Here is a 24,407-nt window from a genome sequence, read left to right on the forward strand (position 1 = left end):
TGGAAACATTGACGTTACTCCGCGTTAACGAGTCTTAAGAGGTAATGATTCAAACATCATTGCAAACAAGGTGGTACCGCGTGTAGACGTCCTTGTCTGCAAGGATGTTTTTTTATTTATAATGATAGAAAGTAGGAGAATTCATGAAACAACTGACAAGTGCACAAGTGAGACAACTTTTTTTGGACTTCTTTCGTTCAAAAGGACATACAGTAGAGCCAAGCGCATCGCTTGTGCCGGTAAATGACCCGACCTTATTATGGATTAACTCAGGTGTTGCTACCTTAAAGAAATACTTTGATGGCAGTGTGGTCCCTGAAAACCCAAGAATTACAAATGCGCAAAAATCAATTCGTACCAATGATATTGAAAATGTTGGGAAAACAGCTCGTCACCATACCATGTTTGAAATGTTAGGGAACTTTTCAATCGGTGATTATTTTAAAGAAGATGCTATTCATTTTGCATGGGAATTTTTGACATCACCAGAATGGTTAGCCTTTGACCCTGAAAAACTATACGTCACAGTCTATCCAAAAGATACCGAAGCAAAACGCATTTGGTCTGAAGAAATTGGCTTGACGCCAGAACACATTATTGAAATTGAAGATAACTTTTGGGATATTGGTGCGGGTCCAAGTGGTCCAGATAGCGAAATATTCTATGACCGTGGTCCAGAATATTTAGACATTGCGGAAGATGATCCGGAAAACTTCCCTGGTGGAGAAAATGAACGCTACCTAGAAATTTGGAATCTAGTATTTTCTGAATTCAACCATAAACCAGACAACACCTATGAACCGTTACCACATAAAAACATTGATACAGGTATGGGCTTGGAACGTGTCGTCTCAATTATCCAAAATGCACCAACTAACTTTGAAACAGATTTGTTTTTACCTATTATTCATAGTGTAGAAGAGCTGAGCCAAGGTGTGCATTATGGGGATAGCTTACAAACGGATGTATCCTTTAAAGTCATTGCTGACCATATCCGTGCCTTATCATTTGCGATAGGTGATGGTGCGCTTCCTTCAAATGAAGGTCGTGGCTATGTATTGAGACGTTTGTTGCGTCGTGCAGTAATGCATGGACAAAAATTAGGAATTCAACAAGCCTTTTTATACAAATTAGTGCCTGTAGTTGGCCACATTATGGAAAGTTACTATCCTGAAGTATTAAAACAACAAGCCTTTATCGAAAAAGTCGTGCGAAATGAAGAGGAACGCTTCCACGAAACGATTAACGAAGGATTAGCTATCTTAAACGAAGTAATCGAAGATGTTAAAGCGAACAATAGAACAACGTTAGCAGGTCAAGCCATCTTTAAATTGTATGACACGTATGGTTTTCCAGTTGAATTAACTGAAGAAGTAGCTGAAGATGCTGGCTTAAAAGTGGATCATGTAGGTTTTGAAAAAGAAATGCAAGCGCAAAGAGACCGTGCCCGTGCAGGCCGTTCAAAAGAGCAATCAATGGGTGTACAATCGACACTATTAACTGATATCAAAGTTGAAAGTGACTATGTCGGCTATTCGGATTTGGAAGCAAAATCAGCGCTCGTTTTAATTATAAGTGACGATGCATTTGTCAAAAAAATTGATGAAGGTTCAGCACAATTAATCTTTGCTAAAACACCATTTTATGCTGAAATGGGTGGTCAAGTAGCCGATACAGGTATCGTCGTCAACAGTGAGGGCATGATTGTAGCAGACGTAACCAATGTTAAAAAAGCGCCAAATGGTCAGTTTTTACACACAGTAACAGTAAAAGGTCAATTAATTGAAGGAACTGAGTACTTTTTACAAGTGAATACTGCTAAACACAACAAAACAATTAAGAACCATACAGCTACTCATATGCTGCACAAAGCATTAAAAGAAGTCCTAGGATCACATGCCAATCAAGCTGGATCTTTAGTGGCCCCAGAGCATTTACGTTTTGACTTTACTCACTTTGGTCAAGTGACACCTGAAGAATTAGTGAAGATGGAACAAATTGTCAATGAAAAGATTTGGGAAGCTCTACCAGTTGTCACTGTTGAGACGGATATTGATTCTGCAAAAGCAATGGGTGCGATGGCACTCTTTGGTGAAAAATACGGGCATGATGTCCGCGTAGTGAATATTGCAGATTGGTCGATTGAGCTATGTGGAGGAAATCATGTCAAAAATACGGAAGACATTGGCTTGTTTAAGATTGTCTCTGAATCAGGAATCGGTGCCGGTGTAAGAAGAATTGAAGCCGTAACTAGCAAAGAAGCGTATTTACTTGCACGTGAGCAAGAAGAACAATTAAAACAAGTAGCTTCATTAGTAAAATCGCCACAACTAAAAGAAGTCGTAAGCAAAGTTGATCAATTGCAACAACAATTAAAAGAAGCCCAAAAAGAAAATGACACGCTTTCAACGAAATTAGCTAATCAACAAGCATCTGATATTTTCACAGATATCAAAGAAGTCAACGGGGTAACCTATGTTGCTTCACAAGTGAACGTCAAAGATATGAATCAACTGCGTCAATTAGCAGACCAATGGAAGCAAAAGGCGATTTCGGATGTATTGGTACTAGCTACTGCTGCGGATGAGAAAGTCAATTTGTTAGTGGCGATGAGTGAGCAAGCAATTCAAAAAGGATACAAAGCAGGCGAGTTAGTCAAAGCAATCGCACCAAAAGTTGGTGGCGGAGGCGGTGGCAGACCGGATATGGCGCAAGCAGGTGGGAAAAATCCTGCCGGTATTCCGGATGCACTAGCAGCTGTTAGTGAATGGTTAACAGCAAACTAACAATACTGTAAGAATAGAAAAAAGAGAACAGTACAGAAGCCAAATAAATCAAGAAACCGAACAATTCATGTGCATTAGTTGTAAAAGCTATTTTTTCTGATTGAATGAGAAAAATATCAGTCCATAGATGAAAAAAATGCCATCGATTTCCTGATTTACCGTCTTCTGTCACTTTCTCTTTTTTGTGTTATAATTTTTGTAATATTTGTGCTTTTAGTAGAGGGGCTTAGTTGTTAACTAAGGCGGGAGGAATAAAATGGTAAAAATGGATATGACTTTGTTATACGATGCGTTAATCGTTTTAATTATGTTAAACACGATTGGGGCATTTATTACGGTATTTCGTAGACCAAGGTCGATTGCTAGTGTATTTGCTTGGATGTTGACATTGGTTTTCTTCCCAGTCTTTGGCTTTATTTTGTATACCTTTTGTGGGCGTGGAATTGATGGCGAGGCGATGTATCGCTTTAAAGATACCCATCGGATGCGTATTAAAGAAATTAATGAACTAATCAAAGAAAACAATAAGCATTACCATCAGACCGTTAAAACGGTAGAATCGCAGTTATTAAATAATTATTTCAATAACGTGGAAGAATCGCCACTAACAAAAGGGAATAAAGTTGACTTTTATACGGATGGGAAAGAAAAGTTTGCAGCTTTGTTTGACGACATTCGAGCAGCGAAAGATACCGTAAACGTGGAATACTATGCTTTTTTTAACGACAAGATCGGTAACCAATTTTTAGATGTACTAGTCGAAAAGGCAAAAGAAGGTGTCTCTGTGCGCCTAGTATTTGATCCGTGGGGCGGTAAAACATCCATTAAATTCTTTAAACCGCTGATTGAAGCAGGTGGAAAAGTATTGCCTTTTATTACGTCGCGGAATTTAATTCGTAAGACAAGATTAAATTATCATTTACATCGTAAGATTGTCATTATCGATGGTAAAATTGGCTGGACAGGTGGTTTCAATGTTGGTGATCAATACCTAGGTGAAAGCAAAAAATTTGGGTATTGGCGTGATACGCATGCCAGAATTGTGGGTACTGCTGCGTTTAGTCTGCAAGAGATTTTCATCAAAGATTGGAATGCTTCTGTTAAAAAAGAGTCACAAATGATGGAGTACGAGTCTCGTTTCTTTTCAATACCGGATCCCAAAGATGCAGGAAATGTTACCATGCAGATTGTCGCAGATGGACCTGATAGCGAGGAGCAAATCCTTAGAGGCGGCTTTATCAAGATGCTTTTAGGAGCTGAGAAGCGCGTTTGGATTCAAACGCCATATTTGATTCCAGATGATTCCATGATTACTGCACTAGTCATTGCTGTGCGATCAGGAATCGATGTCCGAATTATGATTCCTTGTATGCCAGATCATCCGTTTATTTACCGTGCGACGCAGCATTATGCGAATTATTTGCAAAAGCGCGGCGTGAAAATCTACATTTATAATAATGGTTTTATTCATGCGAAGACGCTCATTATGGATGATACGATTTCAAGTTTTGGGACAACTAATCAAGATATCCGGAGCTATGCACTGAATTTTGAGGTGAGTGCCTTTGCTTACAATCAAGAAGTGAACCAGGCTTTAGCAGAAATTTTTGAAGAGGATATGAAACATTCGGTCGAATTAACACGAGAAATGATCCGTAGTCAGTCCAGATGGTTGCGATTTAAGCAAAACTTCTCGCGCTTACTTTCGCCTATCTTATAATTTTAGCGCTTTGGCCAAACCTTGACGAGCTAGATGATCGGCCCCTTTATTTTGTGATTCTGGGATCCATTTTAAAAATAATAAAGGAAATAAAGCAAATTTAATCAAGATTTCTTCTACAAGCGAATCGAAAGCAGAATTTTTCGTAAATTTTTTGGCAATTGCCTGAGCGACTACTTTGCTATCGGTATGTATGGTTATCGTATGTTCCACTAAGTTTTCTTCAAGCAAATAGTCTAATAATGAAGATAAGACGGAAAATTCTGCTTGGTGGTTCGTCAATTTTTGAGTAAATGGAAAGGATTTTTGAACATAAAGCCCTTCTCCTATAATCATAAATCCCCCTCCGCTTGGTCCGGGATTTCCTTTTGTGGATGCGTCGATATATATTTTTAACACTACAGTCACAATCCTTTCATTTTGCATTTATTATACAAAAAATCATCAAACATTGCTTAAGGAGTTTTATGCATGCCGTCTCAAAAAAAATTTCACTGGCAACCTGAAACGGCCTCGAGTTTAATTTTTTGGTCGAGTGCCTTGTTTTTATTTTTCTTTAGTTTGATTATGGCTTTGGAAAATGCAAAACCATATCCAGCTAGTATTTTACTTACGATAGTTTCACTATTTATTCTCTTTCTAGGGTGGCGACGGAAAATTATTCTAGATCGAAACTCCTTACGAATTACTTATGCTCGTTTTTGGAAAAGACGGACGCTTTCATTAGCGAACATCCGTTCAATCAAGCAAGTCAATAACCATATCTGTATTGAACTTTTCAATGAGCAGTTCGTGTGTAGGATGTCTAAGAAAAATCAATTGCGCTTTATCGAAGAATGGAAAAAATGCGAAAGTCTTAAAGGAGAAAAGTAAGAAATTATTATTATTAATTTAAAATTCGAGTTTATTTGTTATAATAAAGACCTAATGATGGATGAAATTCATCTTTATCGTTAGAATGTTCGTAAATTGGAGGAATCTATGAAAACAGATATTGAAATTTCACAAGCAGCCACAATGGCACCAATCACAGAGATAGCAAATAAAGTAGGGTTCTCACCTGATTCCATCGAGCAATATGGCCAGTACAAAGCCAAAATCCCTTTTGAAACAATCAAAGCAAAAGATAGTGAACCATCGGGTAAATTAATTTTGGTCACTTCCATTAATCCGACACCAGCAGGAGAGGGGAAATCAACTGTTAGTATTGGTTTGGCAGATGGCTTAAACCGCATAGGCGCCAAAACTTCATTGGCCTTACGTGAACCTTCTTTAGGGCCAGTCATGGGAGTGAAGGGTGGTGCTACAGGTGGTGGCTATGCTCAAGTGGTACCAATGGAGGATATCAACTTACACTTTACCGGTGATATGCATGCGATTACGACAGCTAATAATGCATTGTCGGCATTAATTGATAATCATATGCAGCAAGGCAATGCTTTACAAATTGATGCCCGTCGTGTCATTTGGAAGCGGGTAGTGGATTTGAATGATCGGGCCTTACGGCAAATTGTCGTTGGTTTAGGCGGACCGATGCAAGGCGTGCCGCGCGAAGATGGGTTCGATATTACCGTTGCGAGTGAAATTATGGCAATCCTTTGTTTGGCTGATTCCATCCATGACTTAAAAAGACGGTTAGGTGCGATTGTTATCGGCTATACTTATCAAAAAGAACCGATAACAGTCAGCGATTTACAAGTTGAAGGAGCTTTGGCGTTACTATTAAAAGATGCACTGAAACCCAATTTGGTGCAGACGTTAGAAGGAACACCGGCATTTGTTCATGGAGGGCCGTTTGCCAATATCGCACATGGATGCAACAGTGTCATGGCGACTAAGTTAGCTTTGCATGCGAGTGAGTTTGTAGTAACAGAGGCTGGCTTTGGTGCGGATTTAGGTGCCGAGAAATTTCTAGATATCAAGGTACCTGTTTTAGGAAAAGCACCAGATGCCATTGTGATTGTCGCTACGATTCGAGCGTTGAAAATGCATGGTGGGCTACCTAAAAATGAGTTAGCACAGGAAGATATTGCTAGCCTGAAAGAGGGCTATGCAAACTTGCAACGACATATCAGAAATATGCAACGCTATCAAATACCTGTAGTTGTTGCATTAAATGAGTTTGTGACTGATACGGAAGCAGAATTTCAAACACTTGTCGACTTGTGTCAAGCAGATCAAGTAGAGATCAGACGTTGTGCCGTATGGGCGCAAGGTGGTGCTGGCGGTGAAGAGTTAGCGCAAGCCATTGTAGAGATGACAGCAGGGAATGGAACGACAAATTATCAACGACTATATCAAGACGACGCGAGCATTGAAGAAAAAACAGCAGCAATTGTAAAAAAAATCTATGGTGGTAAGCAAGTGACATTCAGCCAAAAAGCAACCAAACAAATCCAATCATTTAAACAATATGGCTGGGACGAGTTACCAATCTGCATGGCTAAAACGCAATATTCTTTTTCCGACGATCCAACAAAATTAGGAGCGCCGACTGACTTTGACGTGACCATTAGAGAATTTGTCCCTAAGTTAGGCGCAGGCTTTCTTGTCGCTTTAACAGGAGACGTCATGACCATGCCTGGGCTACCAAAACGCCCAGCAGCATTAAATATGGATGTCACTGACGATGGTCAGGCGATTGGTTTGTTTTAAATAGTTAGACTGGTGTCCTTTTTTGATAAGAGGTCACCATTTTTTTAGGTTGAAATAGCTTGCTGGGAAGCAAAAATAAGGTATACTTAATAAGTTCACTCGATAGAAAGGGGACCCGTATCATGGCTGAGAGAGCACAAATTTTTATTAGTGCGTTTAACCGTATCGAAAAATGGATGCAAAATCAATTGAAAAGTGAAACCAAGATGGGCTTTAGTCAGATGGTTCGTAAGTTAGCTCGTCGCTCAGATTTGCCGATAAAAAAATATGAAGATGACCTTTTGCAGTTATCACAATTACGAAATGCGATTGTTCATGATCAAATTGGTGAAGATTTTGTGATTGCAGAGCCAAATGATTGGGTCATCACCCGAATCCAGCTGATTGAAAAGGAATTATTTGAGCCCGAAAAAGTATTGCCGCGCTTTGCTAAGAAAGTGACTGGCTTTACTGTTGATTTGCCGCTTGAAGAATTGCTTAGTATCGTTGCTAAAGAACGCTATTCGCAGTTTCCGATGTATCGAGACGGCGAATTTAAAGGATTATTAACTTTAAGGATTTTGGGGTTTTGGTTTGCCAAGCATTATCCCATTTCGGCTGAACGTATTAAGCAATTAACTGCCAGTGCCCTACTTGAAGCAGATAATAAAACAACAAACTATCAATTTGTCTCTAGTGACACAACGATAGACTATGTACAAGAACAATTTTCTGAAAATGCTACGTTAGAAGCCATTTTGATTACCAAAGACGGCGAACCCAATGGCAATCTAGTTGGAATTATTCGCCCACGTGACTTAGTAGAACAATAGAAATGGATGGGATTATATGTTAATAGGATATTTTTTGTTAAGTTTTTTGATTGTCGGATTGGATCAATGGGTAAAAAGTGCCATTGTTTCTGCAATTCCACTAGGTGAGTCACATCCAGTTCTTACCAATGTGTTCTCGCTGACGTATTTGCAAAACACTGGCGCAGCCTGGAGTATTTTCGAAGGGAAACTAGCTTTTTTTACCGTTATTACCGTTGTCGCTGTTGCGGCCATTCTCTATTTTATGGTTAAAAATCGCGGTGGTCATGTATTACTAATGGTCGGTTTTTCACTGATTTTAGCTGGTGCACTAGGAAATTTTATTGATCGCATTCGATTGGGCTATGTCGTTGATATGTTTCAATTAGATTTTATTCAATTTCCCATTTTTAACGTGGCAGACATGTCTCTTTGTATCGGTGTGGCTTGTTTGTTTATCTACACATTTTTTGAAGAACGTTTGAAAGGAACTCATAATGACTGAGGAATTAAAAATAAGTATCACTGAAGAAAAAGGCCGTATTGATAAAGTTTTGGCCGAAAAATTGGCGAATTATAGCCGCTCGCAAATTCAACTGTGGCTAAAAGAAGCATGCGTGAAAATCGATGGCGTTGTTGTTAAGGCCAATTATAAAGTGCAAAAGGGAGATCGGATTACCATTCAAATCCCTGAACCAGAGACCTTGGACTTAATTGCCGAGAATTTGCCGCTTGAAATTGTCTATGAAGATGCGGACGTCGCAGTCATCAATAAGCCACAAGGAATGGTCGTCCATCCTTCAGCTGGACACCCGAATGGCACCTTGGTAAATGCATTGATCTATCATTTAAATTCGTTGTCATCGATTAATGGTGTCATTCGACCGGGAATCGTTCATCGGATTGATAAAGATACTTCAGGTCTATTAATGGTTGCTAAAAACGATCAAGCACATGAAGATTTAGCAAAGCAGTTGAAAGATAAAACCTCATTAAGAAAATATGTCGCACTAGTCCATGGCGTGATTCCTCATGATAAAGGTGTCATTCGAGCACCAATTGGCCGCTCAACAGTCGATCGTAAGATGCAAGCGGTTGTCGACAATGGCAAAGATGCGGTTACGCATTTTCAAGTGCTTGAGCGCTATGAAGATTATACGCTAGTCGAGCTTCAACTTGAAACGGGGAGAACGCACCAGATTCGTGTGCATATGCAATACATCGGCTATCCACTCGTTGGCGATCCGGTCTACGGCTTAAAGCGGACGATTAAAGGTAATGGTCAGTTTCTTCATGCGAAGCTATTAGGTTTTACGCATCCTTCGACAGGAGAAAAAATGGTATTTGAAGCCCCTTTACCAGAAATTTTCAAAAAAACGTTAGCGAAATTGCCGAAAAGTGATTGATTTTTTACTTAATTAACGGTATAGTAAGAAAAAATAAATAGTAATCCTTTAATGATAGTCCCGTGAGGCTAAGAAGGTTGTGAATAGTAATTACGATGCATGCGTGCAAAGTTAGTTACTAATTGGTTTCGTCTATATCCAGACGAAAGAATACGAGCATGTTCACTCCTGCCTTACATTAGGCAGGAGTTTTTTTATTAATTTTGGAGGAGGAATTAGCAGTGGTAAAAAAAGAAGTCATTGATGCAGTAACCATGAAACGAGCATTAACACGAATTACGTATGAAATTATTGAACGCAATAAAGGGATTGAGGATTTAGTTTTAATTGGTATTAAAACGCGTGGCATCTATATTGCGCAACGTATCGCGCAACGCTTGAAACAATTAGAGAACGTAGAAGTTCCAGTTGGAGAACTAGATATTACTGGCTATCGCGATGATCAAAAAAATGATGGCACAGTCGCGAAATTATCCAATATTCCAGTAGCACTTGAAGGCAAAGAAGTCATCTTGCTGGATGATGTACTTTACACCGGTCGTACCATCCGAGCAGCACTGGATGCAGTAATGGATTATGGCCGTCCGAGAAGAATCTCATTAGCAGTATTAGTAGACCGTGGCCATCGTGAATTACCGATTCGTGCTGACTTTGTCGGAAAAAATATTCCTACTTCAAAATCAGAAGAAATTGTCGTAGAGATGGAAGAGTTAGATGGAAATGATCGTATCTTAATTGATCAACTGGAGGATGGAAATGAGTAAGCAAAGTGACTTTCGGAACAACGAGGCAGTATTAGATATTAATGATAAACCAGCACCGCTACATTGGATAGGGTTAAGTTTACAGCATTTATTCACCATGTTTGGTGCGACAGTTTTAGTTCCAATCTTAGTCGGAATCAATCCTGGGATTGCATTGGTGAGTTCTGGACTAGGAACATTGGTTTACTTAACTGTAACAAAAGGGAAAATTCCAGCCTATTTGGGAAGTAGCTTTGCCTTTATTGCAGCGATGCAATTATTAATGAAAACAGATGGTTATCCAGCGATTGCACAAGGGGCGATGACTACCGGGTTAGTATACATCATCGTTTCAATCGTGATTGGCAAGGTTGGATCAGCATGGTTGGATAAAATTTTACCAGCGATTGTCGTTGGTCCGGTGGTAATGGTTATTGGATTAGGGTTAGCAGCGACTGCCGCAAACAATGCCATGTATCGGACAGTAGACGGCAACCAAGTCTATGATTTCAAATACGTCTTTGTAGCTCTAGCGACTTTAGCAATTACAATTTTCTTTAACATGTACCTGAAAGGCTTTCTAGGGTTAATTCCCATTTTACTAGGTATCGTGAGTGGCTATGTCTTAGCATTGCTTGTGGGGATTGTCGATGTACAACCGATTGTCGATGCCCATTGGTTTGCACTACCGGACTTTCAAGTACCGTTTATCGAATACAAACCAACATTGCATATCGGAGCGATTACGACGATGGCACCGATTGCCTTTGTCACGATGACAGAGCATATCGGTCACTTAATGGTGTTAAATAAATTAACTAAGCGTAACTTCTTTGAAGAACCTGGTCTAAACAAAACACTGCTAGGAGATGGACTTGCTCAAGTCGTAGCTGGTTTTGTCGGTGGACCGCCAGTCACAAGTTATGGTGAAAATATTGGGGTATTAGCAATCACCAGAGTGCATAGTGTATTTGTCATCGGTGGCGCAGCTGTCTTAGCGGTCGGCTTAGGCTTTGTCGGAAAATTAACTGCACTAATCTTAAGTATTCCAAATCCTGTTATCTCGGGGATTAGCTTTGTCCTCTTTGGTGTCATTGCTGCAAGTGGTTTGAAAATATTGATTGAAAACAAAGTGGACTTTGATAAAAAGAAAAATCTGTTGATTGCTTCAGTTATTTTGGTAGTCGGTATTGGTGGATTGGTATTCCAAGCAGGAACATTTACGCTATCTTCAATGGCGTTAGCAACAGTACTAGGGATTTTTCTAAATCTGATATTACCAGAACAAGCAAGAAGCGAAGAAAAGTAAGCTTAGGTGAGAGGTGATTCCATGAATGATCGCGTAATACTAAATCATTTTGCCAGTGTCGAACGACTGTCAAATATAGAGGTAATGAAGTTGATTCGAAGAGGAGAAGCATTCAAAAAAGGTGCAACGTGGCAACCTGAAAAGCAGCAGTATTTTGCAGCAAATCTCTTTTTTGAAAATAGCACTCGTACACATACTAGCTTTGAAACGGCCGAACGAAAATTAGGGGTGGATGTTCTTTCATTTGATACATCCACCAGCTCCATCCAAAAGGGTGAGACCTTGTATGATACGATTTTAACACTTTCGGCACTAGGAACGGATGTCTGTGTTATTCGACATTCTGAGGAAGCATTTTTTCAACCGCTAATCGATAGCAAGACCATTAAAACACAAATTGTGAATGGTGGCGATGGTAGTGGTCAGCATCCTAGTCAGTGTTTACTTGATTTAATGACCATTTATGAGGAATTTGGCACATTTGATTCACTAAAAGTAGCCATCGTTGGTGATATCGTCCATTCTCGTGTGGCAAAATCAAACATGCAGATGCTGCGGCGCTTGGGAGCTGAGGTATATTTCTCAGGACCAAAGGAGTGGTTTTCTGAAGAGTATATGGCGTTCGGCACTTATTTACCAATCGACGAGCTTGTAAAATCAGTCGACGTGATGATGATGCTGCGCGTGCAACATGAGCGTCATCATGATGGCAAGCAGGTGTTTTCAAAAGAGGCCTACCATCAAACATATGGACTGACCATTGAGCGAGCGAGCCAAATGAAGCCCTCAGCGATTATCATGCATCCAGCACCAGTCAATCGCGATGTCGAATTGGCAAGTGAATTAGTGGAAGCCAAGCAATCAAGAATTGTTACTCAAATGACCAATGGCGTTTACGCGCGTATGGCCATATTAGAAGCAGTATTAACGGAAGCTATCTTATAGGAGGATTTGAATGAAGACATTACTGAAAGATGCCAATCTATTTACCGCTTCAGGCGAGTTAGGGATTTTCGATATTTGGATTGAAGATGGAAAAATTTATGCGATTGGCCAGTCGTTTGAAGAAGAAGCATTTGATCAAGTCTATGCATTAGACGGGAAATTCACAGCTCCGGGCTTAGTCGATGTACATGTGCATTTTAGAGAACCTGGCTTTACCTATAAAGAAACCATTGCGACCGGTTCGATGGCTGCTGCTAGAGGGGGCTTTACGACAGTCTGTGCCATGCCTAATCTTGATCCAGTCCCCGATAGCAAAGAAAATTTTCAAAATATTCAAACGATAATTGAAAAAGATGCGAAAGTCAATGTATTGCAATATGCTTCATTAACCAAAGCATTACGCAGTGAGGAATTAGTCGACTATGCACAACTAAAAGAGGCGGGCGCCTTTGCCTTTACTAATGACGGTGTCGGCGTACAGACAGCGGGTACGATGTATCTAGCAATGAAAGAAGCTGCCAAACTAAGTATGCCAGTGGTGGCACATACGGAAGACGAGTCACTCTTATTTGGCGGAGTTATGCATGAAGGCAAGCGCTCTAAAGAACTCGGTTTGCCAGGTATTTTGAGTGTGACAGAGTCATCGCAAATTGCTAGAGATTTGTTACTAGCTGAGGCGACGGGTGTCCATTATCATGTGTGTCATGTATCGACAAAAGAAAGTGTTCGGGTGATTCGAGATGCAAAAGCAGCTGGTGTTCATGTGACGTGTGAAGTCTGCCCCCATCATCTACGCTTAGTAGATGAAGATATTCAAAGTGACTTTGGTTTTTGGAAAATGAATCCTCCATTAAGGGCCACAGAAGATCAGAAAGCGTTGATCGATGGTCTATTGGATGGAACAATCGATTGTATTGCGACTGACCATGCACCTCATGGATTAGAAGAAAAATCGCAAAGTTTTTTAAACGCACCATTCGGCATCGTGGGCTCTGAATATGCGTTTCAACTCATGTACAGCCAGTTTGTACAAACAGGCATTTTTACATTAAAACAAGTCATCGATTGGATGACAAAAAAGCCAGCTGATATTTTTGGATTAAAAGCTGGGTACCTAGATGTTGGTCGTCCAGCCGATATTGCGGTCTTTGACCTTGAACAAAATTACCAAGTAGATGCGAACAAGTTTGAATCGATGGGTGTGAATACCCCATTTGATGGTTGGACTTTTTCTGGCGACACCGTCTACACCTTCGTAAATGGCGAAGTTGTATGGCAAAGGGAGGAATAAGAATGAAACGTTGGTTAATATTAGAAGATGGCACCTATTTTGAAGGAGAAGGATTTGGCGCTCCGACAAACGTCTTTGGGGAAGTCGTCTTTACAACAAGTATGACAGGCTACCAAGAAACAATTACTGACCAAAGCTTTAATGGTCAAATCATTACCTTTACCTATCCAATGGTTGGTAACTATGGCATTAACCGCGATGATTATGAGTCGATTGTTCCCACATGTAAAGGTGTTATCGTGAAGGAATTTGCTCGCGTACCTAGCAATTGGCGCTCACAACTGACTCTGGATCAATTTTTAAAAAATAAAGGCATTCCAGGAATTGCAGGGATTGATACCCGTGCATTGACCAAAAAAATTCGCGAAGTCGGCACGATGAAAGCAAGCATCGTTGATATCGGTGATCAGTTTGAACATTCGTATGATCAATTAAAAGCTGCGGTATTACCTACCAATCAAGTCCAACAAGTATCTACTAGTAAAGCCTATCCAAGTCCTGGTACAGGTCATAATGTGGTCATTGTTGACTTTGGTTTAAAACATAGTATTATGCGCGAGTTTTCGAAGCGTTCATGTAATTTAACCGTCTTGCCTTATAGTGCGACAGCGGAAGAAATCTTAGCGCTGGCTCCAGATGGTGTGATGCTTACAAATGGCCCGGGGGATCCGAAGAGCTTACCAGAAGCAGTCAAAATGATTCAAGGCATTCAAGGGAAACTACCAATTTTTGGTATTTGTTTGGGTCATCAGCTATTCGCTCTAGCAAATGGGGCAGATACATACAAAATGAAATTCGGCCATCGCGGCTTGAATCATCCAGTTAGAGAGATTGCGACAGGCAAAATTGACTTCACCTCGCAAAACCATGGCTTTGCAGTCAGCGCCGAGTCGATTGACCAAGAAGCATTGATGATTACCCATGTCGAAGTCAATGATGAGACGATTGAAGGAATACGTCATCGTAAGTTTCCAGCATTTAGTGTCCAGTTTCACCCGGATGCAGCGCCGGGGCCACATGACGCCGTTCACTTGTTTGATGAGTTTATTGAATTAATGGAAGCATGGAAGGAGCAAAAAGAACGTGCCAAAACGAACAGATATTTCTAAAATTATGGTTATTGGCTCTGGTCCGATTGTCATCGGTCAGGCTGCTGAATTTGACTACGCAGGCACCCAAGCATGCTTAGCATTAAAAGAAGAAGGATATGAAGTAGTTTTAGTTAACTCCAATCCTGCGACTATCATGACAGATCGCGAAATCGCTGATCGTGTGTATATTGAACCGATTACGTATGAATTTGTTTCTCGTATTTTACGCAAAGAAATGCCAGATGCCATCTTACCAACGCTAGGTGGGCAAACGGGGTTAAATATGGCGATGGAGCTATCAAAAGTTGGTATTCTAGATGAATTAAAGATCGAATTATTAGGAACGAAGTTAAGCGCGATTGACCAAGCGGAAGACCGTGATTTATTTAAAAAATTAATGGAAGAATTAGCACAACCCATTCCTGAATCAGATATCATTACGACGGTTGAACAAGCTGTTGTATTTGCCAAAAAAATCGGCTACCCAGTCATTGTCCGTCCCGCATTTACGCTAGGCGGGACTGGTGGAGGCATGTGTGCTAACGAAGAAGAGTTGCGTCAAATTGCTGAAAACGGCTTAAAGCTATCGCCTGTGACCCAATGTCTAATCGAACGCAGTATCGCCGGATTTAAAGAGATTGAATACGAAGTGATGCGTGATTCGGCAGATAACGCAATTGTGGTATGTAATATGGAAAACTTTGATCCAGTGGGGATTCATACCGGTGACTCAATTGTCTTTGCACCAAGTCAGACTCTCTCGGATTATGAATACCAAATGCTTCGTGACGCATCATTGACCATCATCCGCGCGCTAAAAATCGAAGGAGGCTGCAATGTTCAGCTAGCCTTGGATCCTGAAAGCTTCCAATATTATGTTATCGAAGTTAACCCTCGTGTCTCGCGCTCATCAGCCTTAGCAAGTAAAGCTACAGGTTATCCAATCGCAAAATTAGCAGCCAAGATTGCGGTAGGCTTAACCCTTGATGAGATGAAAAATCCTGTAACTGAAACCACGTATGCCGAATTTGAACCAGCGCTCGATTATGTGGTGGCGAAGATTCCGAGATGGCCGTTTGATAAATTTGAACATGGTGACCGTCTACTCGGCACACAGATGAAGGCCACCGGTGAAGTGATGGCAATCGGTCGCACCATTGAGGAATCGTTACTTAAAGCGGTACGCTCACTTGAAATTGGCACACATCATATGGAATTAAAAGAATTAGTCGATTTTCCGGATAGTGAACTGACAAATAAAATCGTCAAAGCTCAAGATGATCGTCTCTTTTATTTAGCTGAAGCAATCAGAAGAGGATATACCATTCAAGAATTAGAAGAAATGACCAAAATCAATCTCTTCTTCCTCGATAAGCTTTTGCATATCATTGAACTAGAGCATGCGCTTGCGAAGGCACCATTTGATAACGAGCTAGTAAAAGTGGCCAAACAATACGGCTTTACCGACCAAAAGATTGCCGAAATTTGGCAAACGACAAGTAACCAAGTACGCCAATTACGGAAAGACAACGCCATTTTACCAGTCTATAAGATGGTCGATACCTGTGCGGGTGAATTTGCCTCGGAGACACCTTATTTCTACAGTACCTACGAATGGGAAAATGAAAGTATTGTGTCAGAAAAACCTTCTATTTTAGTACTAGGTTCTGGGCCAATCCGCATTGGTCAAGGGGTTGAATTTGACTATGCAACGGTTCATTCGGTTAAAGCTATTCAAGCGGCAGGATACGAAGCAGTAATTATGAACAGTAACCCTGAGACAGTGTCGACAGACTTTTCAATCTCAGATAAATTGTATTTTGAACCCTTAACACTGGAAGATGTCTTAAACGTGATTGACTTAGAGCAACCTCTAGGCGTAATCGTTCAATTCGGTGGGCAAACTGCGATTAATTTAGCTGAACCATTAGTCAAAGCGGGCGTAAAGATTTTGGGCACGACGATTGAAGACTTGGATCGAGCAGAGAATCGCGACTTGTTTGAACAAGCCCTGAAAGAATTAGAAATACCGCAACCAGAAGGCGACACGGCTACCAATAAAGAGGATGCCGTAGCAATCGCCAAACGAATCGGCTTCCCTGTCTTGGTTCGTCCGAGCTATGTCTTGGGAGGCCGGGCAATGGAAATTGTTGAAAATGAAACAGACCTACGCGATTATATGGAGCACGCTGTCAAGGCATCGCCAGAACATCCAGTCCTTGTCGATCGCTATTTAGTAGGGAAAGAGTGCGAAGTTGATGCCATTTGTGATGGGAAAATAGTGCTTATCCCAGGAATAATGGAACACATAGAACGAGCAGGTGTCCATTCAGGTGACTCAATGGCTGTCTATCCGCCACAAACATTAAGCGAAAAAACAAAACAAACCATTATCGACTATACCAAAAAATTGGCGCTTGGCTTAAATTGTATTGGGATGATGAATATTCAATTTGTCATTCATGATGAGACAGTCTACGTCATTGAAGTGAATCCTCGTGCCAGTCGGACTGTACCATTTTTAAGTAAAGTCACAGGTATCCCGATGGCTCAAATCGCGACTAAAGCGATTTTAGGCGAATCGTTACAAAGTCTTGGCTATCAAGATGGCTTATATCACGAGTCGCAATTAGTCCATGTCAAAGCGCCAGTCTTCTCATTTACAAAATTGCGCAAAGTCGATACTTACTTAGGCCCAGAAATGAAGTCCACCGGCGAAGTAATGGGCTCGGATGCAACACTTGAAAAGGCATTATACAAAGCATTTGAAGCATCAGGTTTACACATCCCAGAATATGGCTCGGTCTTATTTACAATTGCCGACGAATCAAAAGAAGAAGCGGCCGAATTGGCGCGTCGCTTTTCGGATATTGGCTTTAGCTTACGGGCAACAAAAGGGACTGCAAACTATTTATCCTCACTCGGTCTACGGGTGCAATCAATCGGTAAGCTCGATGAAGAAGGCGAGACCGTCATTGATCTAATTCAAAAAGGGATGATCCAAATGGCCATCAATACGACAGACAAAAATCGGAACCAAGATTCAGAAGACGGCTTTTTGATTCGCCGCTATGCCGTCGAACACGGTGTGCCACTTTTTACCTCACTTGATACGGCAGATGCTATTTTGAAAGTGATGGAATCGCGCGCATTTGCGACAAATTCAATATAAGCCATCGGAGGGAAGTCAGGACATGAAGCAAGAAGCGATGCACCTTGTCGAGCAAGTGCAACTTGCACCACAAATCTATGAACTTACACTAGCAGGTGAACTTGTAAAAGAAATGAACGTTCCTGGACAATTTTTACACATCAAAGTACCACGGGAAGACCTCATCCTAAGACGTCCGATCAGCATTCACGAGATTGCCAAAGAAAAAAATGAGTGCAAGCTTATTTACCGGACAGAAGGTGAGGGGACAAAAGTCTTCTCAGAATTAAAAAAAGGTGCAACACTGGATTGTTTGGGACCACTTGGGAATGGCTTTCAGATAGAGCAAGTTCAAAAGGGGCAAAAAATACTCGTCATCGGAGGAGGGATTGGCATTCCTCCTTTGTATGAACTTAGTAAGCAACTAGTCAAAAAAGGGGCCATCGTCACTCATTTGTTTGGTTTTACCAATAAAGACAAATGCTATCATCTAGCCAAATTTGCGGAATTAGGTGTCGTACATGTGGCAACAGATGACGGTAGCTATGGTGCACGTGGTACTGTGGCGACAGTCTTTCCCAATGTCGATGTACCAGATGCTATCTATAGTTGTGGCAATAAAGGCTTACTCCAATCAGTCGCTAGTTATTATGAGAATGTCCCAGATGTTCAACTGTCATTAGAAGCTCGGATGGCCTGTGGAATTGGCGCTTGCTATGCTTGTGTCTGCTCAAAAAAAGAGAGCCCGAGCGAAACATTGAAAGTCTGCCAAGATGGGCCTGTCTTTCAAGCAAGTGAGGTGCTGGTATGACGTCTAAACTACGTATTCAATTACCTGGATTGGACTTAAAAAATCCAATCATGCCTGCGAGTGGCTGCTTTGGTTTTGGCAAAGAGTATGCTCAGTATTATGATTTGAATTGTCTGGGAGCAGTCATGATTAAAGCTGCGACCTTAGATCCTCGAATGGGAAATCCAATGCCACGAGTGGCCGAAACCCCTAGTGGGATGCTCAACGCAATTGGACTGCAAAATCCAGGACTCGCAAAAATTACTAGCGACATTTTACCTACATTAGCTTCGTCGCATCCTGATTTACCAATTATTGCCAATGTTGCTGGTTCCACTTTAGACGAATATGTTGCAGTGTGCCAATCCATTTCACAAGCGCCAAACGTTCAGGCAATCGAGCTAAATATTTCATGCCCAAATGTCAAACAAGGTGGGATTGCCTTTGGGACTGATCCAGACGTAGCGTATGAGTTAACCAAAGCTGTCAAATCGGTATCGGCTGTCCCTATTTATGTGAAGCTATCCCCGAATGTGACTGATATCGTGTCCATTGCTTTAGCGGTTGAAAAAGCTGGAGCGGATGGATTAACGATGATTAATACGCTTTTAGGAATGCGAATTGATCTTAAAACGAGATTGCCCATTCTAGCCAATCAAACAGGGGGATTGTCTGGCCCGGCAATTAAACCGGTAGCCATCCGAATGATTCGCCAAGTGTCTCAAGTCTGCGACCTACCAATTATTGGAATGGGTGGGGTTGGGACCGTCGATGATGTGCTTGAAATGTTTATGGCAGGAGCAAGTGCTGTGGCGGTCGGAACGGCAAATTTTACCGATCCATGGATTTGCCAAAAACTCATTGAACAACTACCAAATCGGATGCAAGAGCTAGGAATTAGTAGTCTAGACGAACTCATCGCAGAAACCAAAGCTAGGAGGAACCAATGAATACTTTACCAATTATTGCTTTAGATTTTCCAAATAGAGAGGATGCCCAGCATTTTTTGAGTACATTTCCCAAAGAGGAGCAGTTGTTTGTCAAAGTCGGAATGGAATTATTTTACAAAGAAGGGCCAAGCATCGTTCAAGAACTAACAGACCAAGGTCATGAAGTGTTTTTAGACCTGAAACTACACGATATACCGAACACTGTGTATCGCGCGATGAAAAATTTGGGTAAACTTGGCGTAGCGATTACCAATGTCCATGCTGCAGGTGGTAGTGAAATGATGAAAGTTGCCAAAGAAGGGCTACTTGAAGGTGCGCAAAGCATCAGAAGTCAAGTCAAACCTCAATTAATCGCAGTCACTCAACTCACTTCGACTAGTGAACAAAGCATGCAAGCGGAACAATTGATTCCTCACAGCCTACATGAAAGTGTCTTGCATTACGCAAAACTGACTGAAACAGCTGGTTTGGATGGCGTCGTATGCTCTGCCTTGGAAGCCAAATGGATTCACGAGCAAACTTCGACTGATTTTGTTTGTTTGACACCCGGTATTCGTTTATTGACCGATGCGAAGGGCGACCAACAAAGAGTCGTTACACCAAACCAAGCACGAGGGCTAACAGCGGACTATATCGTAGTCGGTCGTCCAATTACACAGGCGAAAAGCCCGTATGAAAAATACCAAGAAATCAAATCTTTATGGAATGAGGAAAACTAAATGTCAGTAGAAATGTCTATCGCCCATGAATTATTAGCTATTAAAGCCGTCTTTTTAAACCCTGAAGAACCATTCACTTGGGCAAGCGGTATGAAAAGTCCGATATACTGTGACAACCGCTTGACGATGAGCTATCCAGCTGTCAGAAAAAAAATTGCCAAAGGATTAGCTGAAAAGATTAAAGCGACATTCCCTGATGTCCAAGTCATTGCTGGAACAGCCACAGCCGGCATCCCGCATGCAGCTTGGGTAGCTGAGTTGCTTGACTTGCCGATGGTCTATATTCGTAGTAAGCCCAAAGATCATGGAAAAGGCAATCAAATCGAAGGACGGATCACACCTGGTCAAAAGATGGTCGTCATCGAAGACTTGATTTCAACTGGCGGTAGTGTGTTAGAAGCCTGTGCAGCTGCTGAAAACGAAGGAGCCAATGTGCTAGGCGTAGCAGCGATTTTCACCTATGAATTACCAAAAGGAAAAGAAAATTTTGAAAATGCCACTACACCACTTGTGACATTAACCAATTATTCAACCCTAATTAATGTCGCCCAAGAAGAAGCTTACATTCGTCCAGAACAAAAAGACTTGCTAAGCAGATGGAAAGAAAACCCAGAAAACTGGTTAAATTAGTCAAAGCAAAAAAACGAATTCGGCGAGGCGTCATTCGTTTTTTTTTTTCTCATCTATATTATACTGATAGTTATTCTAGAATGAAAGTTGGCGAAGCAAACGTGAGTAAACAAATCAAACGCAATATGGATGTAGAGTGGAGTTATGAAGGACAAACAGGACCAGAACACTGGCACGAACTTTGTGATTGGTTCGCAAAAGGAGCACAGTATCCCTATCAATCGCCAATTTCACTTTCACACGGCAATCATGTGATAAAAAACAGTGAGCAAGCACAACTTTTTTTTCATTACCAAACCGAACGCTTTACCGAAAAAGAATTCAAAAATACGATGCATTTTGTCCCGTATAGCCATGAAAGCTATGTCGTGTTTCAAAATGTGCGCTATTTTTTGACGGATATTCATTTCCATCGCCCGAGTGAACACATCATCGATGGACAAGTACATGAGATTGAATTCCACTTGGTTCATACTAGTGAGCAACAAAAAAACCTAGTCGTCGGTGTCATATGTACATTTGATACGGAAGCAGTCGAACTAGACAAAGTGGACATACAATCAAAATGGGATTTTCCTAATCACTTACAGACCTTTTCACCAGCCATCTTTTTGCCTCAAAATCAGTCTTATTTTCATTATACCGGCTCATTGACGACGCCGCCGACTGCCGGTCCGGTTCAATGGTTTGTATTTGAGACAATTCAGCATTTTAACCCAGAGTTTTTAAAAGAATTTAGCGATGAATTACTAGAAAAAAATAATCGCCCCATCCAAGAAACAAAAGGGCGATCCATCTATTATGTAGAAAAAAACTAGCTAACTAGCTAGTTTTTTTTGTAAGGACATGTTCTTCATGCGGAGTGACAAAATAGGTTTTTTGATTTTCATAGATCACAAATCCGGGCTTGGCGCCATTGGGCTTTCGGATATGCTTGACTTGCACACAATCCACAGGGACTTGCGCTGATTGGCGAAATTTTGAATAGAAGGCGGCAATTTCAGCAGCTTCTAGTAACGTCTCTTCGCTAGGGTCATCAGAGCGCACAATGACATGAGAGCCAGGGATATTTTTGGCATGTAACCAGTAGTCCGTCTTTCTCGCTAGCTTCATCGTCAGTTGATCATTTTCTAGATTGTTTTTTCCAACAAGAATTTCCGTTCCGTCTGTTGAGCGGAACGTGGTTGGCTTGGATTTTGCTGTGCGCTTTTGTTGCACCCGTTTTGAAGGTTTTAAATACCCCCCGGCAATCAATTCTTCTCGAATGCCAGCAATTTCAGAGGGATGAGCAAGCTCGAGCTGGGATAAGACCGATTGCAAGTAGAGGATTTCTTGTTTGGTTTCTGCAATTTGCGTTCCGACTAGTTTTACCGCATTCCTTAATTTTTGATACTTTTGGAAGTAGCGTTGAGCATTTTGCACAGGGGATAGAGCCGGGTTCAGTGCAATTGTTTCGACTTGGTTCTCTTTATAATAATTCGGTAAGTCAATCGTATTTAGACCGCGCTCAATTTGTGCTTGATAGGTAGTCAATAATTCCCCTTTTTGACGTAGGTCATCAGCGGATTCTGAATCGATCAATGTTTGTTCGCGTTTTTTTAGCTTACTTTCATTTCGCTTCAAATCATTTTCGACCTTTTTTATTAATTCGCTGCCCTGCTGTTTGACACGATCTCGTTCAGCTTTCTCATGGTAAAATGCATCTAATAAGGCACTTAATGATGCAAACTGCTTTTTGCTCACTGCCTTGTCATCAAGTGATTGGAAAGAAAAAGGCGTAAAAAACTCTTTCTTTTCTAAGACGTAGCAACAACTTTGTGGCGATGATAGATCTTTTTTAAATTCCTGCCATACTTGTAAGCGAGCATTAGGTGCTTGTTGTAAGCGATAGGCTAATTCACTGGCTGTATCACCGCCAAATCCTTGAAAGATGTGCTGGATAGCCTTTGCTGTGAATTCAGGCAAGGTGGATAACTTATCGAAGGCTTCCAAGTCAGCCAGCTCATATGGATTTGCTGCATCTTGTGGTGGCGGCGCAAGATACGTTGCACCCGGAAGCAATAGGCGGTAGCTGTTTTGCGAACTACCCACGTGCTTGATGGTATCTAATATTTTTCCAGTTTGTTGATTCATCAGTAAGATTGTCGAGTGCCGTCCCATAAGTTCGACCACTAAGACAATATGTTCTAAATCACCGAGTTCATTTCGTTTATGGAAGACTAAGTGAATCACGCGATCGTTATCGATTTGTTGGATACTTGATAAGATGGCGCCATCCAGATATTTGCGTAGCATCATTACAAAATTAGGTGGTGTGTCTGGATTTTGGTACGTCATATTCGTTAGCTGGACTCGCGCATAAGCAGGATGCGCAGAAAGTAACAGTTTATGAGTGGCTCCTTTGGTACGAATGACTAATATTATTTCATTGTCATACGGTTGATGAATTTTATTCACTCGGCCGCTAACTAAAGTTTCGGATAACTCTTGGACCATTAAGTGGGTGAAAATTCCGTCAAATGACATCTTTCATCCCTCATTTCTATAGATTCTTCTATCATTATAACGAAAATACAGTAAAAAACAAAGACATGTACCGCCCATCATAATTGCAACTTGACGATATGCTTTTTTTCTTGCTACTATAAGTGAGAAATGGATGAAGTAAAGGATAAGCATATGCAGAATAAGATAAAAGGTATAGTTGCTCAGTGGTTGCAAAAGATCCAATCACTCAATCGCAAACAAGTAGTAAAAAGTGGCATCGTTTTGGTTATTATTTTGTTTGTCATCTTTATTGGGATAAGACTGACGAGACAGATGCGTGTGTCGATTCGTCAATCGCAAATCAATGAAGTCGCCACCGACGCATTTCAAACAACCAAAAAATTAACGCTAATCCCATATGGTGAGTTAGATGAAATGGTTAGTAAAAAGGCTGCATTGTCGGTTCTTTTTGTGAGCCCACAAGCCAAAAATTATCAAAAGATTTTCCAGTTAATAAACGAAAAAGAATCTGAATTAAATCGGATAATCTATGTCTATCCCTTAGTTTATGATGTCCAGACGACCGAAATGCAATACAAGCTAGCTTCAAGTGAAGCAACGTTTGTCTTTTTCCAAAAAGGGGTACAAAAGAAACAATTTACCTATGCCTCACTTAAAAAACCAACTAGCGAACTCATTCCGGAAATGAATCGGTTACCGATGTGGAATATTACAGATAACGAAACAAATTAAAAAAAGATTGACGGATGTTGGAAGTTACGGTATATTTTAACCAACATTAAAAAAAGGGGAGAAAATCATGAGAACGAATCACGTGAAAATGCAAGCAACAGCATGGCAAATTTGGCGTAGGTAGTTGTATTGATGGACTCATATCCATAGATACAACTTTTTAGAGTGCACATCTAAAAACTGTATCTAT

Annotated in this window: 21 protein-coding genes; 19 read left to right on the forward strand and 2 right to left on the reverse strand. The window is 41.0% G+C overall.

Annotation, left to right across the window (positions count from 1 at the left end; all coding sequences use genetic code 11):
- Positions 1-143: 143 nt before the first annotated feature.
- Together alaS and cls are read left to right on the forward strand one after the other, a co-directional pair.
- Positions 144-2,786, forward strand: a complete 2,643-nt coding sequence (gene alaS / locus NE257_RS04065) for an alanine--tRNA ligase (protein ID WP_007208305.1) — start codon at positions 144-146, stop codon at positions 2,784-2,786.
- Positions 2,787-3,042: 256 nt separating this feature from the next.
- The gene (gene cls, locus NE257_RS04070) at positions 3,043-4,506 is read left to right on the forward strand and encodes a cardiolipin synthase (protein ID WP_251854624.1); all 1,464 of its coding nucleotides are present in this window, start codon (positions 3,043-3,045) and stop codon (positions 4,504-4,506) included.
- Here cls and NE257_RS04075 read toward each other — a convergent pair.
- The gene (locus NE257_RS04075) at positions 4,501-4,905 is read right to left on the reverse strand and encodes a ribonuclease HI family protein (protein ID WP_251851544.1); all 405 of its coding nucleotides are present in this window, start codon (positions 4,903-4,905) and stop codon (positions 4,501-4,503) included. The two genes, cls and NE257_RS04075, sit on opposite strands and share 6 nt — an antisense overlap.
- Before the next feature lie 72 nt (positions 4,906-4,977).
- Here NE257_RS04075 and NE257_RS04080 point away from each other — a divergent pair, with 72 nt between their 5' ends.
- From NE257_RS04080 to NE257_RS04155, 16 genes are all read left to right on the forward strand, one after another.
- Positions 4,978-5,379 (forward strand): EbsA family protein, encoded by a 402-nt coding sequence (locus tag NE257_RS04080; RefSeq protein WP_251854625.1) that lies wholly within the window; start codon positions 4,978-4,980, stop codon positions 5,377-5,379.
- A gap of 108 nt (positions 5,380-5,487) precedes the next feature.
- Positions 5,488-7,161 carry a formate--tetrahydrofolate ligase gene (locus NE257_RS04085; RefSeq protein WP_251885834.1) on the forward strand — a complete coding sequence of 558 codons (1,674 nt, stop codon included), beginning with the start codon at positions 5,488-5,490 and terminating at the stop codon, positions 7,159-7,161.
- A gap of 122 nt (positions 7,162-7,283) precedes the next feature.
- Positions 7,284-7,973, forward strand: a complete 690-nt coding sequence (locus NE257_RS04090) for a CBS domain-containing protein (RefSeq protein ID WP_251885835.1) — start codon at positions 7,284-7,286, stop codon at positions 7,971-7,973.
- A 16-nt stretch (positions 7,974-7,989) separates the two neighbouring features.
- Complete coding sequence (lspA, locus tag NE257_RS04095; protein WP_251885836.1) at positions 7,990-8,457, forward strand: signal peptidase II; 468 nt, start codon at positions 7,990-7,992, stop codon at positions 8,455-8,457.
- A complete protein-coding gene (locus tag NE257_RS04100) occupies positions 8,450-9,358 on the forward strand; it encodes an RluA family pseudouridine synthase (RefSeq protein ID WP_007208298.1) in 909 nt (302 codons plus the stop codon). The genes lspA and NE257_RS04100 overlap by 8 nt, the downstream gene beginning before the upstream one ends.
- Before the next feature lie 221 nt (positions 9,359-9,579).
- Positions 9,580-10,122: a bifunctional pyr operon transcriptional regulator/uracil phosphoribosyltransferase PyrR gene (gene pyrR / locus NE257_RS04105; protein ID WP_071859059.1), complete on the forward strand. Its 543-nt coding sequence runs from the start codon at positions 9,580-9,582 to the stop codon at positions 10,120-10,122.
- On the forward strand, positions 10,115-11,410 hold the full coding sequence (locus NE257_RS04110; protein WP_040366559.1) for a solute carrier family 23 protein: 1,296 nt from the start codon (positions 10,115-10,117) through the stop codon (positions 11,408-11,410). The genes pyrR and NE257_RS04110 overlap by 8 nt, the downstream gene beginning before the upstream one ends.
- A gap of 21 nt (positions 11,411-11,431) precedes the next feature.
- Positions 11,432-12,355 carry an aspartate carbamoyltransferase catalytic subunit gene (locus tag NE257_RS04115; RefSeq protein ID WP_251885837.1) on the forward strand — a complete coding sequence of 308 codons (924 nt, stop codon included), beginning with the start codon at positions 11,432-11,434 and terminating at the stop codon, positions 12,353-12,355.
- A gap of 10 nt (positions 12,356-12,365) precedes the next feature.
- Positions 12,366-13,646, forward strand: coding sequence for a dihydroorotase (locus tag NE257_RS04120; protein ID WP_251851550.1), 1,281 nt, complete (start codon positions 12,366-12,368; stop codon positions 13,644-13,646).
- A 2-nt stretch (positions 13,647-13,648) separates the two neighbouring features.
- Positions 13,649-14,755 (forward strand): carbamoyl phosphate synthase small subunit, encoded by a 1,107-nt coding sequence (locus NE257_RS04125; RefSeq protein ID WP_251885838.1) that lies wholly within the window; start codon positions 13,649-13,651, stop codon positions 14,753-14,755.
- Entirely contained in the window at positions 14,730-17,909 is a 3,180-nt protein-coding gene (gene carB / locus NE257_RS04130; RefSeq protein WP_251885839.1) for a carbamoyl-phosphate synthase large subunit, read from the forward strand. Before NE257_RS04125 ends, carB begins: the two co-directional genes overlap by 26 nt.
- A 22-nt stretch (positions 17,910-17,931) precedes the next feature.
- Positions 17,932-18,699 (forward strand): dihydroorotate dehydrogenase electron transfer subunit, encoded by a 768-nt coding sequence (locus NE257_RS04135; protein WP_251885840.1) that lies wholly within the window; start codon positions 17,932-17,934, stop codon positions 18,697-18,699.
- Positions 18,696-19,628, forward strand: coding sequence for a dihydroorotate dehydrogenase (locus NE257_RS04140; RefSeq protein WP_007208290.1), 933 nt, complete (start codon positions 18,696-18,698; stop codon positions 19,626-19,628). Before NE257_RS04135 ends, NE257_RS04140 begins: the two co-directional genes overlap by 4 nt.
- A complete protein-coding gene (gene pyrF / locus NE257_RS04145) occupies positions 19,625-20,347 on the forward strand; it encodes an orotidine-5'-phosphate decarboxylase (protein ID WP_251885841.1) in 723 nt (240 codons plus the stop codon). Before NE257_RS04140 ends, pyrF begins: the two co-directional genes overlap by 4 nt.
- Positions 20,348-20,977: an orotate phosphoribosyltransferase gene (pyrE, locus tag NE257_RS04150; RefSeq protein ID WP_251885842.1), complete on the forward strand. Its 630-nt coding sequence runs from the start codon at positions 20,348-20,350 to the stop codon at positions 20,975-20,977. It begins immediately after the preceding gene.
- Positions 20,978-21,057: 80 nt separating this feature from the next.
- Positions 21,058-21,795, forward strand: a complete 738-nt coding sequence (locus tag NE257_RS04155; RefSeq protein ID WP_251851557.1) for a carbonic anhydrase family protein — start codon at positions 21,058-21,060, stop codon at positions 21,793-21,795.
- 4 nt (positions 21,796-21,799) lie between these two features.
- Here NE257_RS04155 and efbA read toward each other — a convergent pair whose 3' ends face one another.
- A complete protein-coding gene (gene efbA, locus NE257_RS04160) occupies positions 21,800-23,503 on the reverse strand; it encodes a fibronectin-binding protein EfbA (protein WP_251885843.1) in 1,704 nt (567 codons plus the stop codon).
- 153 nt (positions 23,504-23,656) lie between these two features.
- Here efbA and NE257_RS04165 point away from each other — a divergent pair, with 153 nt between their 5' ends.
- On the forward strand, positions 23,657-24,217 hold the full coding sequence (locus NE257_RS04165) for a hypothetical protein (RefSeq protein ID WP_052607487.1): 561 nt from the start codon (positions 23,657-23,659) through the stop codon (positions 24,215-24,217).
- Positions 24,218-24,407: the final 190 nt, after the last annotated feature.

The sequence above is a fragment of the Enterococcus italicus genome (assembly GCF_023743875.1).
Taxonomy (GTDB): domain Bacteria; phylum Bacillota; class Bacilli; order Lactobacillales; family Enterococcaceae; genus Enterococcus_G; species Enterococcus_G italicus.